Source organism: Variovorax sp. YR752, assembly GCF_943372545.1.
The window spans coordinates 1-14597 of sequence record NZ_CALRZC010000037.1 but is presented as its reverse complement, the minus strand read 5'-3'; the positions used below and the strand labels follow the sequence as shown (position 1 = coordinate 14597).

Here is a 14597-nt window from a genome sequence, read left to right as displayed (position 1 = left end):
TAGGTGAAAGCCTCAGGGTGCGCGCCCGCCGGAATTCCGCCGGATGAAACGGCGCGCGCGCCCGGACACTCAGCCAGGCTCGTCGCCGGCCACCGTCAGCGTCAGCGTCACCTCGCGGCCCGGGAAGCCGGCGACGCGGATCTGCGTGTCGTAGCTCCCACCCGGCTTGAACCGGCCGTCGATGTGGATGCGCCCGGAGATCGTCTTCGTCGTCCTCGGTTCGATCACCGTGGCCGCCGGCTCGAAGCTCATCGTGTCGGCACCCACCTGCGAACCGTCGCGGCCGAGCCAGTCGCGGCTCTCGATCGCAGCGTTCACCGGCTGGTCGTTCGGGTTGTCGAGCGCGAACTGGAAGGCGAGCGTCTCGCCCGGCCGGCCCGACAGCACGGTCGCGCTGGCCGCCGTGTCGGGCACGGCCGGAGGTGCAGCGACCGCGCCCTCGGCCAGCGAGACGACCGCGTTCAGGTACTGCACACTCTGCTCGGAGAGGTTGCGGTAGTAGTCGAACTGCAGTTGCAGCAGATCGGAGACGAGCGTGCGCGCGTCGGTGCCGCGCAGCCGCTGCGGGTCGCGCGCGGCGCGCCCGGCCTCGCGCAGCACGCCGCCGGCGCGCGCCAGCAGCTTCATGTTCGACTGCAGGTTGCGGTCGAACAGGGTCTTCAGCTCGTCACCGATCGTCGCCACCGCTCAGCCCCTCTTCTTCGCCGCGCCGCGCGCGGTCTTCTTCTTCGCTGCCGCGCCGCGCAGCAGCGACAGGCTGCCCTGCGCCGGCGCGGCAGCGGCCGGCGCCGGATTCACCGTCGCCGGCGCCGCGGCGGGCACATGGGTGCCGGCCAGCACCGCGCCCGGTTGCTCGTTCGGCGTGCGTTCGCTCACGCAGGGGTCGGTGCACTGCCAGTGCCGGTACCAGTTCAGCTCGGTGATCTTCTGCGGCACCTCGCCCTGGCACACGTCTAGGTGCGGCACGGCGGCCGGGCCGACCCGCAGGCGCAGCCTGACGCACTGTTCGTAGGCACCGCGAATCAGCAACTCGCCGGTGTAGGTCTCGCCGTCCTTCAGCCCCTGGCTGGCCGGCACCGCGACCTGCAGCGTGACCGCCTGGCCGGGCGCGAGCGTCGCCGCCGGCGGCGCCACCTCGACCTTGGCCGGCCCCAGGTTGCCCGCGGTGAAGCTGAAGGCGCGCGTCTGCGCGCCGCTGTTCTTCACCGTCACGGTGGCGCGCTGCACCTCGCAGGCGCAGCCCTCCCAGCAGATCTCGGCGATGCAGCGCGGCGGGCACTCCTGCGTCGGCACGCTGCAGCAGTCGTTGCTGCTGGCCAGCTGGTCGATCGGCAGCAGATCGCCGACCAGCTTCGAGCCGCGGCGCAGCAGCTTCACGTACTGGCTGGCGGCCGAGGACAGCAGGCCGGGCAGGTCGTCGAGCAGCGCATCGAGGCCTTGTTCGGCCTTGCTGCCACTCAGGTCGCGGACATGGGCTTGGCTCATGGAAGCTCCTTCGCTGGGTTCGTCACTTGCGCGCCGTGGTCGGGCGTGTCGGCGCAGGCGCGGGCGCGTCCGCCACCTCGAGCTCGACGCCGCACTGCACCTTGCCGATCGAGAACGTGCCGTGGTAGCTGCGGTGCCGCGACAGGCGGGCGGGCAGCTCGAAGGCGAGCGTGGTCTCGCGGCTTTCGCCCGGGGCCACCGCCGCGCCGGCGCCGGCGCCGATCACGGCCTTGGCCGCATCGACCTCGCTCGCCGCAACGAGCTGCGCGTAGGCGTCGAGTGCGGCCTGGTGCCCTTCGGCGCCCTTGCGCGCCATCGCGACGTGGAACAACTGCGTCACCGCCGCGTCCTCGCCGAGCGCGACCAGCGCGACCTTGGGCAGCACGAACGGCACGTTGCCGAGGTTGCTGATCACCACCGGCATCACCACCGTCGCGCCGGCCGCGCCGTACAGCTCGAAGGTCTCGGGCGTGACGGCGACCGCCCGGTGCTCGAGCACTTTCAGCACCGCTTCGCGCGGCTTGTCGTCATGGCCGTCGAAGCGCACCTCGGCGCGGTAGTCGCCGGGCGGCATGCGCGGGTCGACCGTCAGCGTCACCGGCACCTGCACCGCGGTGCCGCCGGCCACGCGCGCCGAGACGTCCAGGCGCAACGCCACGTGCGGGTCGCCCCACTGCGAATCCTTCAGCCGCAGCGAGGCCGACTTCAGCTTGATCTTGTCGGCCCCGGCATTGGCCAGCTGCAGCATGCCGGACAGCGCGGGCGGACGGCCGATCAGCACCAGCCGCGCGGCGCCGACCGCCAGGCGCGGCAAGGGAGTGACTTGGGCGAGTGCCATGGTCGCCTCCGTCAGCGGCAGCCGAGCTCGGCCCGGCGCGGCACGTAGGGCTCGAGGATGACCATGTTCTCGCCGCACAGCGAGAGGTCGAGCAGCTTCAGGCCGAGCACCTTCAGGCACACATGCGTGTTCATCGGCATCGACACGCGCGTCGGTTTCAGTCCGATGTCCATGTCGATCTTCGGCAGCTCCTTGACCGCCAGATCGAGCTTGATGGTCGGCAGCTGCGTGATCGCCATGCTGATCGGCGCGATCTCCTTGATGGCGCTGTTGATCTGCGGCACCTCCTTGATCGCCGCGTTGATCTGCGGGATCTCCTTGATGCGGATCTCGTCGAGGTCGAGGTCGGCCGCGCCGGCCAGCGTCAGCGTGAACTTGTCCGGGATGCCCTTGCCCATGAATGCTCCTCGCGGATGGTGAGGCGCAAGGCCTCGTGAGACGCTGCCGTCCGCGCTGTGGCGGAAGGCAGATCCTGCACAACGATGCCGGCCAGCTCGGCCAGCCGCAGCACGACCTCGCCGATGCGCGCGTCCGGCGTCGAGGCGCCGGCGGCGATGCCGATGCGCGCCGGCGAGCGCGCCGGCCACCAGTCCTGCGCCGGCACCTCGCCGCGCGCCTGCGCGTCCCAGTGGCGCAGCGTGCGGCGATCGCCCAGGCATTCGACGCCCTCGATGTGGAAGGCCGCCAGGCCCTGCGCGTGCGCGAGTTCGACCAGGTGCGTGGTGTTGGCGCTGTTGTAGCCGCCGACGACGAGCAGCAGGTCGAGCGGCTCGTCGAGCAGTTCGCGCAGCGCATCCTGGCGGTCCTGCGTGGCCGAGCACACCGTGTCGGCCAGGCGCACGCGCGCGGCGGCCTCGAGCTCGCCATAGCGCGCCACATAGGCCAGGCGCAGGATCTCCTGCACCTGCAGCGTCTCGCGCGCGAGCATGGTCGTCTGGTTGGCGATGCCGATGCGCTGCAGGTCCACCGCCGGGTCGAAGCCGGGCGACAGGCAGCCGTCGAAGTAGGCGCGGAATCCATCGTCATCGAAGCGGCCGGCCACGAAGCGGGCCAGCGCCTTGGCGTCGTCGAGGTCGCGCACGACCATCCAGGCACCGGCGCGCCCGAGCGGCTGCGGCAGGAACGGGTCGTCGTGGTCGGCGCGGCTGACCGTGGCGCGGGTTTCCTGGTGGCGCGGCGCGCCGTGGATGACCGTGGTGCAGCCCTCGCGGGCATATTCGCGCACACGCTTCCACACCGCCATCACCTCGCCGCAGGTGGTGTCGACGAGCTGCACGCCGCGCTCGCGCAGCGCCTCGAGCAGCGTCGTCTCGACGCCGAAGGCTGGCAGCACGACGACGTCGGCCGGGCCGAGCTGATCGAGCGTGGCGCCGTCGGCGTAGCGGCCGCCCAGGTAGCGGTAGCCGAGCGCCTGCAGGCGGCGGTTCACCGCCGGGTTGTGCACGATCTCGTCGGTGAGGAACAGGCGGGCCTCGGGCCAGCGCAGACGCGTCTCGTGGGCGAGCTGGATCGCCCGCTCGACGCCATGGCACAGGCCGAAGCTGCGCGGCAGGCGCAACTGCACCGGGCCCAGATCGAGCCCGAAGTCGTGCTCGCGGATGTGATCGACGAGTCGGCTGGCGAAGACCTTTTCGATCTCCGGTCGCACGGCTTGCTTCAGTCCGAACGAGGTACGGCGGAACGAGCCCATACGTTCCTCCCGGCCAGGGGGCAGCGTGACGCGATCGATTCTGGGCGGGGTGGCCATGAGCGTCAAGCCGGCGAGCGTGTCCAGGCGTTGTCGCCGTCCAGCAGCGGGCTGAGGGCGTGGCGCACCACCGGCGGAACGAACTCGCACAGGGCGCCGTGGCGCGCCGCCTGCTCCCCCAGCGTCGGGCAGTGCAGTTCGCCGCGCGGCCATTGCGCCTCGAACTCGGCCCACAGCGCGCGCAGGCCGGCGTGGCGCGGGCCGAGTGCGAGCGCCATGCGCACCAGCTCGTCGAAGGCCAGCAGCTCGGGCAGCGGCGCGCGCAGATCGATCGAGCCGTCGGCCACGGCGGCGTCGAGCAGGCGGCGGCCGTCGATCACCGCACGCAGCGCAGCTGCCGTGGTCAGCACGCGGGCTGCGGCGTCGTCCCCGCCCGCCGTCAGGCGAAGCTGCAGGCCCACCGCTGCATCGAGCTCGGCCTCGACCTGCAGCCGCGCGTCGTCGAGCACCAGCAGCGCGCCGCGCCCGGCCACGGTGGCCACCAGCCGCCGCGCCACCGCGCCGCTGCTGCCCAGCAGCAGCGCGACCAGCCGGTCGAGCCAGCCGGCCAGCTGGCGCTCGGCGGGCGAGAGCGGCCTCATTGCGTGTACTCCGCGTAGGCGAGACCGCGGCCGGCGAGACGCTCCTCGCCCAGGCGCAACTCGATGGCCACCGGCCCGCTGGCCTCGCCGATGCGCGCCATGGCGCTCGAGCGGTTGTCGGGGGCGACGATCTCGAGGTGCGCATCGACGTCGAGGGTCAGCGCGATGCGGTCTTGCTCGTCGGCGGCCTCCAGCGTCACCGCGCGCGGGCGGCGCGCGGGTCGGTCGGCGAGCAGCGTGGCCATCGCGCCGGGCAGGCGGGTGGGCAGCGTCGGCGCGTCGTGCCAGTGCCAGCGCAGCCGCATCGCCGGGCCGAGGAACAGCTTGCGCAGCCGCCCGCCGACGAGCACGAACAGGTAGGGCAGCCCGCCCGCCGCGTGGCGCCGGTCGGTGCGCCAGTCGACCACCACCGTCAGCGCGGCGCCTTCGGCGTCTCGGGTGTGCGCGACCATCCACTCCCAGCCGACGTCGTCGCCCCAGCGGAAGCGGCCGAAGTTGCGGTCGTGGTAGACGAACCAGCCGTCGTCCACCGGCGTCTCCGTGCCGCAGGCGGCCAGCGTGCCGGCCGCACGAAGGCCCGGCAGCAGCCCCCAGCCGATGAAGCCGCTGCCGAACGGCGCGCCCTCGGTGACGAGCAGCGGCGTGGCCGCCGGCGTGGCACTGAGATCCAGCCGCAGATCCAGGTCGCGCGGGGCGATGCGCAGCGTGAGCGAGCGGCCGTCGAACCCGAAACGGGCCTCGTCACCCTCCACCGCCAGCGGGCGCTGGCGCACCATGCCGTCGCGCCATGGCTGAGAGCGGCTCGCGCCGGCCATCCGACCATCGGGCAGGTGCACGACCAGCGTCCACTGCAGCTCGGCGTCGATGCCGCCGCCGGCGAGGTTGACGTTGGCGATGGCGCGCCAGCCACGCTGCGGATGCAGCAGCACCAGATGGGCCCAGTCCTTCCAGTCGTGCGCCGCGGCCGACGGTTGCGCCGGCACCCGAAGCGCCTCGATGCGCTCGACCAGATCGGCTTCCGACAGCGCCATCGCCGTTCCCGCTGGATGTGTCAGCGGCCGAGCGAGCCGCCCTCGCCGAGCACGTCGTCGCCGCCGGCCGCCCCTGCGCCGCCGCCACCGCCGTCCTCCTTCGGCGGCGGCTCGGGCGCGCGTGCCTCGATCTGCGCCAGCGCTGCGTCGATGCGCGGCGCCAGCGCGGCCAGGCCGAGCAGCAGGGTGGCGAACCAGCGGTCGGCATGCGTGCCCAGGGTGGCGGCGAAGGCCTGCAGCTGCGCGTCGGGCAGCCGCACCTCGGTGCGCGGGCCGCCGATCTCGATGTCGGCATCGGCCAGGCCGAGCAGCCAGCGTTCCCAGATCGTCAGCAGCTGGCCCTGGCCCTGCGAGCCACCGAGCGCCGCCGACAGCCCCGAGGTGGCCGACAGCCCCGACATCACCCAGCGCGGCAGCTGCGCCGACGCGAACGAGACCACGCCGTTCTTGAAGAAGCGCGTGCGGCCGAGCCGCTCCAGCCGCGCGGCGCCGGCCTCGGTGGCGAGCTGGTCTTCGCCGATGCGGCACACCGCCGTCAGCACCTCGGCCACCAGCCAGCGCGCCGGCAGCATGTCCAGGCCGGCGAGGCCGGCGACCAGGCTGTAACTCGCCTGCGCCACCGAGCCGAACTCGTCGCCGCCGTCGGCCACCGGGTCGTCGCCGATCGGCAGCGCCAGCTCCAGCGTCACCTCGAGCGCCGGCACCGGCACGCCGGCTTCGGCAGCCGGCAGCAGCGTCACCGCGATCGGCACCGCCGCCTCGCCGATGCCCGGGAAGCGCAGCGCGGTGGTCAGCAGCGTGCCTGCGGGCAAGTGCGCCGGCACGCGCAGCGTGACCGTCTGGCGCACCTCGGCGCCCTGCAGCAGGTAGGCATAGGCCGGCTCGACACGCGCCGACGCGGGCAGGATGTCGCCGTCGCTGGCGACCCAGTCGTCCACCGTCGGCCGCACCAGCGCGGCGGCCATCATGCGGTTGCGCAGCGCCAGGCGCAGCGCGACCACCATGCCGGGGCGGGCTTCGAGATCGGCGCGGGGGGCGTTGGCCATGGCACGAGGGGCGGCGGGGCTCAGAGATTACGGTAGATCACGTAATTGACCAACTCGCGAAGAAAGCGGGCGTCGACCACCTCGCAGGGCCAGGCCTCGTCGGCGGCCAGCGGCGTGCGCGGCGCGAGGAAGTCGAGCCGCGCCAGCAGTTGCGCCGCCAGGTCGGCATGCGCGCGTGCCACCTGCCAGCCGTGCGCAATGCTGCCGCAGCGCTCCATCTCGGCCAGCAGCGCGCCGATCTGCTCCGGCGTCTTGCGCTCGCGCGGCGTGGCCAGCACCGCCAGCAGTTCGTCGCGGCGCGGGCTCTCGCGCAGCACATGGTTGAGCATCAGCGTTCGCTTGCCCTCGTAGAGGTCGCCGCCGATCTCCTTGCCGTAGGCCTGCGCCTCGCCCTTCAGGTTGAGCAGGTCGTCCTGCACCTGGAAGGCGATGCCGATGGCCAGGCCGAAGCGCGTGATCGCCTCGATGGCCGGGCCGATCTCCTCGCGCGCGCCGACCTGCCAACCGACGATCAGCCCGGCACGCAGCGGCGTGATGAAGGAGTACCAGCAGGTCTTCTTCGTGCACATCGCCACATAGTCGGCGTCGGACAGCGAGGCCACGTTGTCGTTCACCCAGTCGAGCTCCATCGCCTGGCCCTCGGCACTCTGGCGTGCCATCAGCTCGATCTCGTGCAGCAGCTGCAGCGCCTTGGCCACGCCGACCACCGACAGGTTCTCCAGCAGCAGCCCGACCGACATCACGTTGGTGGCGTCGCCGGCGTTGATCGCCCGCGCGACGCCGACCTGCCGGTGCAGCGTGGCCGCGCCGCGCCGCGACTCGGAGCCGTCCTCGATGTCGTCGTGGATCAGGAAGGCGTTGTGATAGAGCTCGAGCGCCGTGGCCACCGTCAACGCCGCATGCCCGGGCGCACCCAGCGCACGCGCGGTGGCGATGCACATCGCCGGGCGCAGCATCTTGCCCTGGCGGAACGGGTAGTCGCGCAGCAGCCGGTACAGCCCCGCGTAGGCGCCGGGCTCGGCCGCGCGCGCGTCGAGGTAGTGGCCGATCTTGCCGGCGATGGCGGCACGCACGCAGGACAGCGCATCGTTGACGACCGCGCGGTCGTAGTGCGGCGATTCCGCGGGGTCGGCGGTCATCGGCTCGACACCTCGGTGCGGATGTCAGCTCGACGCGACCGTGATGCCGATGCCCGGCAGCGCCTCGACCCAGTACACGTCGGCGAAGCCGGCCTGGCGGAACAGGGTCTGGAAGTCGGCCCCGGTGCGGTGCTGCACGAAGCCCGGGTCGGCCAGCTTGGCCCATGGCTGGCTCATGTCGTTGAACCACTTCGGCCCCGGGTCGGCGATGAAGGCCATGCCGCCCGGGCGCAGCACGCGGCGGAACGCACGCACCGCGGCCAGCCCGTCGGGGTAGTGGTGGAAGGCCAGGCAGCAGGAGATGGCGTCGAAGTAGCCGTCGAAGATGGCCGGCGGATTGCCGACGTCCGACTGCACGAAGGCCATGTTGGCGAGGCCGGCCTCGCGCGCGTTGCGCCAGGCGGTCTCGACCATGCCGCGCGACAGGTCGGCGGCGACGACCTCGCCGTCGGGCACCAGCCGTGCCAGGGCGATGGCCTCGATGCCCGGGCCGCAACTCGGATCGAGGATGCGGGCGGTCGGCACCAGATGGTTCAGCATCAGGCCGAGCAGCTCGTCGAACACCGGCTGCGAGAAAGGCTTGACGGCGGCCTCGTAGTCGTCGGAGCAATGGTCGAACTCGACCACCGAGTCGTAGTGGCCGGGCTGCTGCTCGAGCAGCAGCGGTTCGGCGAGCGTCTTCGACAGCGAGGGCCCGCCGCCGTCGAGCTTGCGCGGCGCGGGCGGCTGGCCGAGCGTGTTCGGCCGGTACAGCCCGAGGCTCTTCATCACCAGCGCCGGCTTGAACACGTTGGCGCTCCAGGACCACAGCCCGTAAGTCAGCAGCGGGCCGAGCACGTGCCGCTGCACATCGAAGCGTTCCGTCATTCTCGACCTCCACGGGGAGCGATGCGGGCGGGCCATCATAGGGAAACCGCCGGCCAGCGGCAAACAGCCTGCGAAAGGCAGCGCGCGCATGCGCCGGTTCGTCGACGGCCGCGGCGTGCGCGATCCAGGGGTGGGTCGATGGTCAATCTGAACCGACCTTGATCTGGCGCACCCCTTGCGATCCCGATCGCACGTATTTGAGCCGCGCCGCACCAAACGGCGGCGGCACCCGCGCCGCCGCGGCTCGCCGCGCGCGGACGCGCCGGCCCCCGCCACGAACCCTGCTGCCCTCGTGCAGCAAGGTGCTTGCTGCGTGCCGGCCCGCAGCGCCGGCGCAGCCGACTGCAATTGGCATGGCGCTTGCTCATATTGACCTGTCATAACAGGTTGAGCCGAGCGAGCATGAAGCGATCCCGGTCCAGCACGGCGCAGCAGGCGCGTGCACCCGTCGACACGTCGAGCAACGTGACGCCCTTGTCCTCGGTGCCGATGTACTCGCAGATCCGCGAGATCATCCGGCGCCAGGTGCTCGACGGCACCTACGCGCCGCACTCGCAGGTGCCCTCCGAGAGCCAGATGATGGAGGCCTTCGGCGTCAGCCGCATCACCGTGCGGCAGGCGCTGGCCGACCTGCAGCGCGAGGGCCTCATCTTCAAGGTGGCGGGCAAGGGCAGCTTCGTCGCCAAGCCCAAGGCTTTCCAGAGCCTGTCGCGGCTGCAGGGCTTCGGCGAGGCGATGTCCTCGGCCGGCTACGAGACCTTCTCGCAGGTGCTCAGCGCCCGGCGCGTGAAGGCCAGCGAGGTGGTCGCGCGGCGGCTGCAGCTCAAGCCCGGCAGCACGGTGTTCGAGATCCAGCGCCTGCGCCACCTCAACCGCGAGCCGATCTCGGTGGACGTGAGCTACTTCAGGCTGCCTCTGGGCGAACGGCTCGCCCGCGAAGACCTGCCGGCGCGCGACATCTTCGTGATCCTCGAGAACGACTACGGCATGCACCTGACCCATGCCGAGCTGCAGATCGAGGCGATCTCCGCCGACGAAACGCTCGCGCGCCACCTGCGCACCGCCGAAGCCTCGCCGCTGCTGCGCATCGAACGGCTCACGCACGCCGACGAGCAGCCGGTGGACTTCGAGTTCCTCTACTACCGCGGCGACGCCTTCCAGTACCGCCTGCGCATCGACCGAACCTAGGACACGCACCATGAAGACCATCGATCTCGAGTTCGACCTCGTCGTCATCGGCGGCGGCACCGGCGGCCCGATGGCTGCCGTGAAGGCCAAGGAGGCCAACAAAGCGCTGCGCGTGCTGCTCATCGACAAGGCCAACGTGAAGCGCAGCGGCGCCATCAGCATGGGCATGGACGGGCTGAACAACGCCGTCGTGCCCGGCCACGCCACGCCGGAGCAGTACGTCAAGGAGATCACCGTCGCCAATGACGGCATCGTCGACCAGGAAGCGGTGATGGCCTACGCCGCCGGCAGCTTCGAGATGATCCAGGAGCTCGACCGCTGGGGCGTCAAGTTCGAGAAGGACGAGACCGGCGACTACAGCGTGCGCAAGGTGCATCACCTGGGCGCCTACGTGCTGCCGATGCCCGAGGGGCACCACATGAAGCGCATCCTCTACCGCCAGCTCAAGCGTGCGCGCGTGGAGATCACCAACCGCGTCGTGGTCACGCGCATCCTCACCGGCCCCGACGGCCAGGTCGCCGCGGTGATGGGCTTCGACTGCCGCACCGCCGAGCTGTACCTGATCCGCACCAGGGCGGCGGTGATCTGCACCGGCGCGGCCGGGCGCCTGGGCCTGCCGGCCTCCGGTTACCTGATGGGCACCTACGAGAACCCGACCAACAGCGGCGACGGCCATGCGATGGCCTACCACGCGGGTGCGGACCTGGCCAACCTCGAGTGCTTCCAGATCAACCCGCTGATCAAGGACTACAACGGCCCGGCCTGCGCCTACGTGACCGGCCCGCTCGGCGGCTACACCGCCAACGCCAAGGGCCAGCGCTTCATCGAGTGCGACTACTGGAGCGGCCAGATGATGCAGGAGTTCCACAACGAGCTGATGAGCGGCAACGGCCCGGTGTTCCTCAAGCTCGACCACCTGGCCGAAGAGACGATCCAGGAGATCGAGACCATCCTGCACAGCAACGAGCGGCCGAGCCGCGGCCGCTTCCACGACCAGCGCGGCACCGACTACCGCAGCCAGATGATCGAGATGCACATCTCGGAGATCGGCTTCTGCAGCGGCCACAGCGCCTCGGGCATCCACGTCAACGCGCGCGGCGAGACCTCGGTGAAGGGCCTGTACGCCGCCGGCGACTGCGCCAGCGTGCCGCACAACTACATGCTCGGCGCCTTCGTCTACGGCAAGCTGTGCGGCGAGAACGCGGCCGTCTATTGCGCGAACACCTCGCAGGCCGCGCACGACGCCGACGCGCAGGCCCGCGAAGCGCAGCGCATCCTGGCGCCGCTGGCGCGCAGCGAGGGCCTGAAGCCGAACCAGGTCGAGTACAAGACGCGCCGCCTCGTCAACGACTACCTGCAGCCGCCCAAGATCACGCGCAAGTACGAGATCGGACTGGCGCGCTTCGCCGAGATCCGCGAGGACATGCAGCACATGTCGGCGGGCGATGCGCACGAGCTGATGCGCGCGATGGAGGCGCACTCCATCCTCGACTGCGCCGAGATGGCCGCGCGCGCCTCGATGTTCCGCACCGAGAGCCGCTGGGGCCTGTACCACCACTACGTCGACCACCCCGAACGCGACGACGCGAACTGGTTCTGCCACTCGCTGCTGAGCAAGGGGGCCGACGGCGCGATGACGCTGCGCAAGAAGGCCATCGAGCCCTACATCGTGCCGGTCGACGACGAGGAACGCAGCGCCTACCAGCGCCTGCGCGTCGCCCCCACCGCGCAAGCCGCCTGAATCGCAAGGAGCCGCCATGACCATCGCCCTCACCGCCACCCAGGTGCCCGTGCGCGTGGACGAGAGCAAGTGCATCGCCGAGAAGGGCTGCACCGTCTGCGTCGACGTCTGCCCGCTCGACGTGCTGGCCATCGACCTGAGCAAGGGCAAGGCCTTCATGAAGTTCGACGAGTGCTGGTACTGCCTGCCCTGCGAGCAGGACTGCCCGACCGGCGCCGTCACCGTCGACATCCCCTACCTGCTGCGCTGAGCGCCTGCCCACCATGAGCACCGCCACGATTGCCGAACGACTGCAGGACGCCGACGCCGCCGTGCGGCGCCTGGCCGTCATCGACCTGCCCTACAGCGACGAGGACGACATCGTCCCGCTGCTGCTGCCCTGCCTGAACGACGGCGACGCGAGCGTGCGCAGCGAGGCCGTGCGCGCGCTGGAGGGCCAGGAGTCCGCCGACGCGGTGCAGGCGCTCGCCGCCATGCTGCTCGACCCCGACGCCGCGGTGCGCAAGGCTGCCGGCGAGGTGCTCGGCGAGCTGAAGGAGAGCGAGTCGGCCGCGCCGCTGCTGCCGCTGCTGACGGCCGATGTGCCTGCCGAGGCGCGTGCGCTGGCCTTCCGCGCGGTGCGTGCGCTGCGCTCGCCGGGCGCCTTCGCGCCGGCGATGCAATCGCTGCGCGACCCGGATGCCGCGGTGCGGCGCGAGGCCGTCGGCGTGCTCGGCTACCTGAAGGACGAGGCGGCGATCGGCGAGCTGGCCGAGGTCGCCGCCAACGACCCCGACGCCGAGGTGCGCCGCATCGCCATCGGTGCGCTCGGTTATGCCAGCAGCGTCAGCGTGCTGCCCGCGCTGACGCGCGGGCTGGCCGACGCGCAGTGGATGGTGCGCGACGAGTCCGCGCAGACGCTGGGCAAGCTGCGCCTGGCGCTGGCCATTCCCGACCTGGTGCGCGCGATGCAGGACGACTACTGGCAGGTGCGCGTGAAGGCGGCGCGCAGCCTCGGCCTGCTCAAGGCCGAGGCCGGGCTGCCGGCGCTCGTCGCCTCGCTGGCCCACCCGATCAGCAACCTGCGCAAGGAAGCCGCGATCGCGCTCGGCGAGATCGGCGACACGCGCGCCATCGCTCCGCTGGAAGGCGCGCTGGCCGACCCCGACCCCGACGTGCGCAAGCTCGCGCGCCTGGCGCTCACCGCCATCGGCCTGGCGCAGAAGGCGCGTGCGGGAGAAGGCGCATGACCTTCGTCGTCACCGAAGCCTGCATCCGCTGCAAGTACACCGACTGCGTCAGCGTGTGTCCGGTGGACTGCTTCCACGAGGGGCCCAATTTCCTGGTCATCGACCCGGCCGAGTGCATCGACTGCGCCGTCTGCGTGCCCGAGTGCCCGGTCTCGGCGATCGCCGCCGATGCCGATGTGCCGCCGGCGCAGCAGCACTTCGTCGCACTCAACGCGCGGCTGGCCAGGCAGTGGCCGGTGATCGCGCAGGCGCGCGAGCCGCTGCCCGACGCCGAGCACTGGGCCGGCGTGCCCGAGAAGCTGCCGCACCTGCAGCACGACGCGGCCTGAAGCCCGCCGCCATGAAGAGACCCCAGCCCGACACCCCCGCTTCGCGCGGGCCCAGACCACCCCAGGTGGCACCTGTCTTGCTGAAGGGGGGAGACATGCCATCCGTCCTGCAATCCATCCTCAACCTGGAGATTCGCACATGAAGCATGTCGTCTTGTACGGCGCCGCGGCGCTGCTGCTGGGCTGGGCGGGCACTGCGCCGGCCGCACAGGAAGTGGTCATCGGCATCGGCACCCAGAACACCACCACCAACACGGTGACCGGCGGCGTGGTGCTCAAGGAGCTGAAGCTGCTCGAGAAGCACCTGCCGAAGACCGGCAAGTACAAGGACATCAGCTTCAAGCTCGACTGGCAGAACTTCACCTCGGGCCCGCCGGTCACCAACGGCATGATGGCCAAGAAGCTGCACATCGGCATGATGGGCGACTACCCGCTGCTGGTGAACGGCGCGATCGGCCAGTCGCAGAGCGGCAACGAGACGGCGCTGGTGGCCATCATTGCCTACAACGCGCACGGCTCCGGCAACGGCCTGGTGGTGCACAAGGACTCGCCGTACTACGAGCTGTCCGACCTGAAGGGCAAGAGCGTCTCGGTGCCCTTCGGCTCGGCGGCGCACGGCATGCTGCTGCAGGCGATGCAGACGCGCGGCTGGGGCGAGAACTTCTGGAACCTCTCGAGCCAGAGCCCCGAGGTCGGCACCACCAACCTGCAGGAGAAGAAGATCGACGGGCACGCCAACTTCGTGCCCTTCGCCGACCTGCTGCCCTACCGCGGCTTCGCACGCAAGATCTTCGACGGCGCCGAGACCAAGGTGCCCACCTTCCACGGCGTGGTGGTGCGCAAGGACTTCGCCAAGGAGTACCCCGAGGTCGTGGTCGCCTACATCAAGGCGCTGATGGAAGCCAACGCCTGGGTGCGCGCCAACCCGACGGCGGCCGCCGCCCGGATCGAGGAGTGGACCAAGATCGAGAAGGAGGTCGCCTACCTCTACCTCGGCCCCGGCGGCATCCACACGCTGGACCCGACCATCAAGCCGCGCTGGCTCGACACCATCAAGACCGGGCACGAGGTGCTCACGCGCCTGAACCGCGTCAAGCCGCTGGACATCAACGCCTGGGTCGACGAGACCTACGTGCGTCAGGCCTTCGCCGAGCTCAAGCTCGACTACGACGCGCAGAAGCAGACGCTCGCCAACTACGACATCGGCGGCACCGACGCGCTGTGCAAGCAGCCCATCACGCGGCCCCGCGAGGCCGGCGAGGTGTGGGTCGACGGCAGCCCGATCGCAGCGCACGCCTCGCCGCTGTGCACGCTGGCCGCGGTGCGCAAGGCGCAGGACGCCGGCAGGAAGGTGCGCGTCGCCTACGTCTACGACA

At 71.2% G+C, this 14597-nt stretch carries 16 protein-coding genes; 6 read left to right on the top strand and 10 right to left on the bottom strand.

The features are described 5' to 3' along the window. Positions 1-69 precede the first annotated feature (69 nt). The 10 genes from AAG801_RS11545 to AAG801_RS11500 form a co-directional block, all read right to left on the bottom strand. Positions 70-684, bottom strand: a complete 615-nt coding sequence (locus AAG801_RS11545; protein WP_341888491.1) for a hypothetical protein — start codon at positions 682-684, stop codon at positions 70-72. 3 nt (positions 685-687) lie between these two features. Continuing rightward, positions 688-1485, bottom strand: a complete 798-nt coding sequence (locus AAG801_RS11540; RefSeq protein WP_341888490.1) for a hypothetical protein — start codon at positions 1483-1485, stop codon at positions 688-690. Between the two features lie 22 nt (positions 1486-1507). Beyond that, positions 1508-2323, bottom strand: a complete 816-nt coding sequence (locus tag AAG801_RS11535; RefSeq protein ID WP_341888489.1) for a hypothetical protein — start codon at positions 2321-2323, stop codon at positions 1508-1510. A gap of 11 nt (positions 2324-2334) precedes the next feature. Then, positions 2335-2721, bottom strand: coding sequence for a hypothetical protein (locus tag AAG801_RS11530; RefSeq protein WP_341888488.1), 387 nt, complete (start codon positions 2719-2721; stop codon positions 2335-2337). Beyond that, positions 2688-4013, bottom strand: a complete 1326-nt coding sequence (gene ispH / locus AAG801_RS11525) for a 4-hydroxy-3-methylbut-2-enyl diphosphate reductase (protein WP_341888487.1) — start codon at positions 4011-4013, stop codon at positions 2688-2690. Before ispH ends, AAG801_RS11530 begins: the two co-directional genes overlap by 34 nt. A 62-nt stretch (positions 4014-4075) precedes the next feature. Continuing rightward, positions 4076-4651, bottom strand: a complete 576-nt coding sequence (locus tag AAG801_RS11520; RefSeq protein WP_341888486.1) for a hypothetical protein — start codon at positions 4649-4651, stop codon at positions 4076-4078. Further along, the gene (locus tag AAG801_RS11515; RefSeq protein ID WP_341888485.1) at positions 4648-5682 is read right to left on the bottom strand and encodes a hypothetical protein; all 1035 of its coding nucleotides are present in this window, start codon (positions 5680-5682) and stop codon (positions 4648-4650) included. Before AAG801_RS11515 ends, AAG801_RS11520 begins: the two co-directional genes overlap by 4 nt. A 20-nt stretch (positions 5683-5702) precedes the next feature. Continuing rightward, the gene (locus AAG801_RS11510; RefSeq protein ID WP_341888484.1) at positions 5703-6728 is read right to left on the bottom strand and encodes a hypothetical protein; all 1026 of its coding nucleotides are present in this window, start codon (positions 6726-6728) and stop codon (positions 5703-5705) included. A 20-nt stretch (positions 6729-6748) separates the two neighbouring features. Next, positions 6749-7867, bottom strand: a complete 1119-nt coding sequence (locus AAG801_RS11505; RefSeq protein WP_341888483.1) for a polyprenyl synthetase family protein — start codon at positions 7865-7867, stop codon at positions 6749-6751. A gap of 24 nt (positions 7868-7891) precedes the next feature. Beyond that, positions 7892-8734, bottom strand: a complete 843-nt coding sequence (locus AAG801_RS11500; RefSeq protein ID WP_341888482.1) for a class I SAM-dependent methyltransferase — start codon at positions 8732-8734, stop codon at positions 7892-7894. 402 nt (positions 8735-9136) lie between these two features. On the opposite strand from AAG801_RS11500, the gene AAG801_RS11495 reads away from it, so the two are divergent. The 6 genes from AAG801_RS11495 to AAG801_RS11470 form a co-directional block, all read left to right on the top strand. Beyond that, on the top strand, positions 9137-9922 hold the full coding sequence (locus AAG801_RS11495) for a GntR family transcriptional regulator (RefSeq protein ID WP_341888481.1): 786 nt from the start codon (positions 9137-9139) through the stop codon (positions 9920-9922). A 10-nt stretch (positions 9923-9932) separates the two neighbouring features. Further along, entirely contained in the window at positions 9933-11663 is a 1731-nt protein-coding gene (locus tag AAG801_RS11490; protein WP_341888480.1) for a fumarate reductase/succinate dehydrogenase flavoprotein subunit, read from the top strand. A gap of 16 nt (positions 11664-11679) precedes the next feature. Beyond that, positions 11680-11913: a ferredoxin family protein gene (locus AAG801_RS11485; protein WP_341888479.1), complete on the top strand. Its 234-nt coding sequence runs from the start codon at positions 11680-11682 to the stop codon at positions 11911-11913. Positions 11914-11926: 13 nt separating this feature from the next. After that, positions 11927-12892, top strand: coding sequence for a HEAT repeat domain-containing protein (locus AAG801_RS11480; RefSeq protein ID WP_341888478.1), 966 nt, complete (start codon positions 11927-11929; stop codon positions 12890-12892). Beyond that, positions 12889-13221: a ferredoxin FdxA gene (gene fdxA / locus AAG801_RS11475; RefSeq protein WP_341888477.1), complete on the top strand. Its 333-nt coding sequence runs from the start codon at positions 12889-12891 to the stop codon at positions 13219-13221. Before AAG801_RS11480 ends, fdxA begins: the two co-directional genes overlap by 4 nt. Before the next feature lie 139 nt (positions 13222-13360). Then, positions 13361-14597, top strand: a 1237-nt coding sequence (locus AAG801_RS11470; RefSeq protein WP_341888476.1) for an ABC transporter substrate-binding protein, incomplete at its 3' end; no start/stop codon positions are given.

What these genes read in the sequence shown, in the direction of transcription:
- AAG801_RS11540 (WP_341888490.1), bottom strand. Translation starts at nt 1,485, where the DNA reads ATGAGCCAAGCCCATGTCCGCGACCTGAGTGGCAGCAAGGCCGAACAA.
- AAG801_RS11535 (WP_341888489.1), bottom strand. Translation starts at nt 2,323, where the DNA reads ATGGCACTCGCCCAAGTCACTCCCTTGCCGCGCCTGGCGGTCGGCGCC.
- AAG801_RS11530 (WP_341888488.1), bottom strand. Translation starts at nt 2,721, where the DNA reads ATGGGCAAGGGCATCCCGGACAAGTTCACGCTGACGCTGGCCGGCGCG.
- ispH (WP_341888487.1), bottom strand. Translation starts at nt 4,013, where the DNA reads ATGGGCTCGTTCCGCCGTACCTCGTTCGGACTGAAGCAAGCCGTGCGA.
- AAG801_RS11520 (WP_341888486.1), bottom strand. Translation starts at nt 4,651, where the DNA reads ATGAGGCCGCTCTCGCCCGCCGAGCGCCAGCTGGCCGGCTGGCTCGAC.
- AAG801_RS11515 (WP_341888485.1), bottom strand. Translation starts at nt 5,682, where the DNA reads ATGGCGCTGTCGGAAGCCGATCTGGTCGAGCGCATCGAGGCGCTTCGG.
- AAG801_RS11510 (WP_341888484.1), bottom strand. Translation starts at nt 6,728, where the DNA reads ATGGCCAACGCCCCCCGCGCCGATCTCGAAGCCCGCCCCGGCATGGTG.
- AAG801_RS11505 (WP_341888483.1), bottom strand. Translation starts at nt 7,867, where the DNA reads ATGACCGCCGACCCCGCGGAATCGCCGCACTACGACCGCGCGGTCGTC.
- AAG801_RS11500 (WP_341888482.1), bottom strand. Translation starts at nt 8,734, where the DNA reads ATGACGGAACGCTTCGATGTGCAGCGGCACGTGCTCGGCCCGCTGCTG.
- AAG801_RS11495 (WP_341888481.1), top strand. Translation starts at nt 9,137, where the DNA reads ATGAAGCGATCCCGGTCCAGCACGGCGCAGCAGGCGCGTGCACCCGTC.
- AAG801_RS11490 (WP_341888480.1), top strand. Translation starts at nt 9,933, where the DNA reads ATGAAGACCATCGATCTCGAGTTCGACCTCGTCGTCATCGGCGGCGGC.
- AAG801_RS11485 (WP_341888479.1), top strand. Translation starts at nt 11,680, where the DNA reads ATGACCATCGCCCTCACCGCCACCCAGGTGCCCGTGCGCGTGGACGAG.
- AAG801_RS11480 (WP_341888478.1), top strand. Translation starts at nt 11,927, where the DNA reads ATGAGCACCGCCACGATTGCCGAACGACTGCAGGACGCCGACGCCGCC.
- fdxA (WP_341888477.1), top strand. Translation starts at nt 12,889, where the DNA reads ATGACCTTCGTCGTCACCGAAGCCTGCATCCGCTGCAAGTACACCGAC.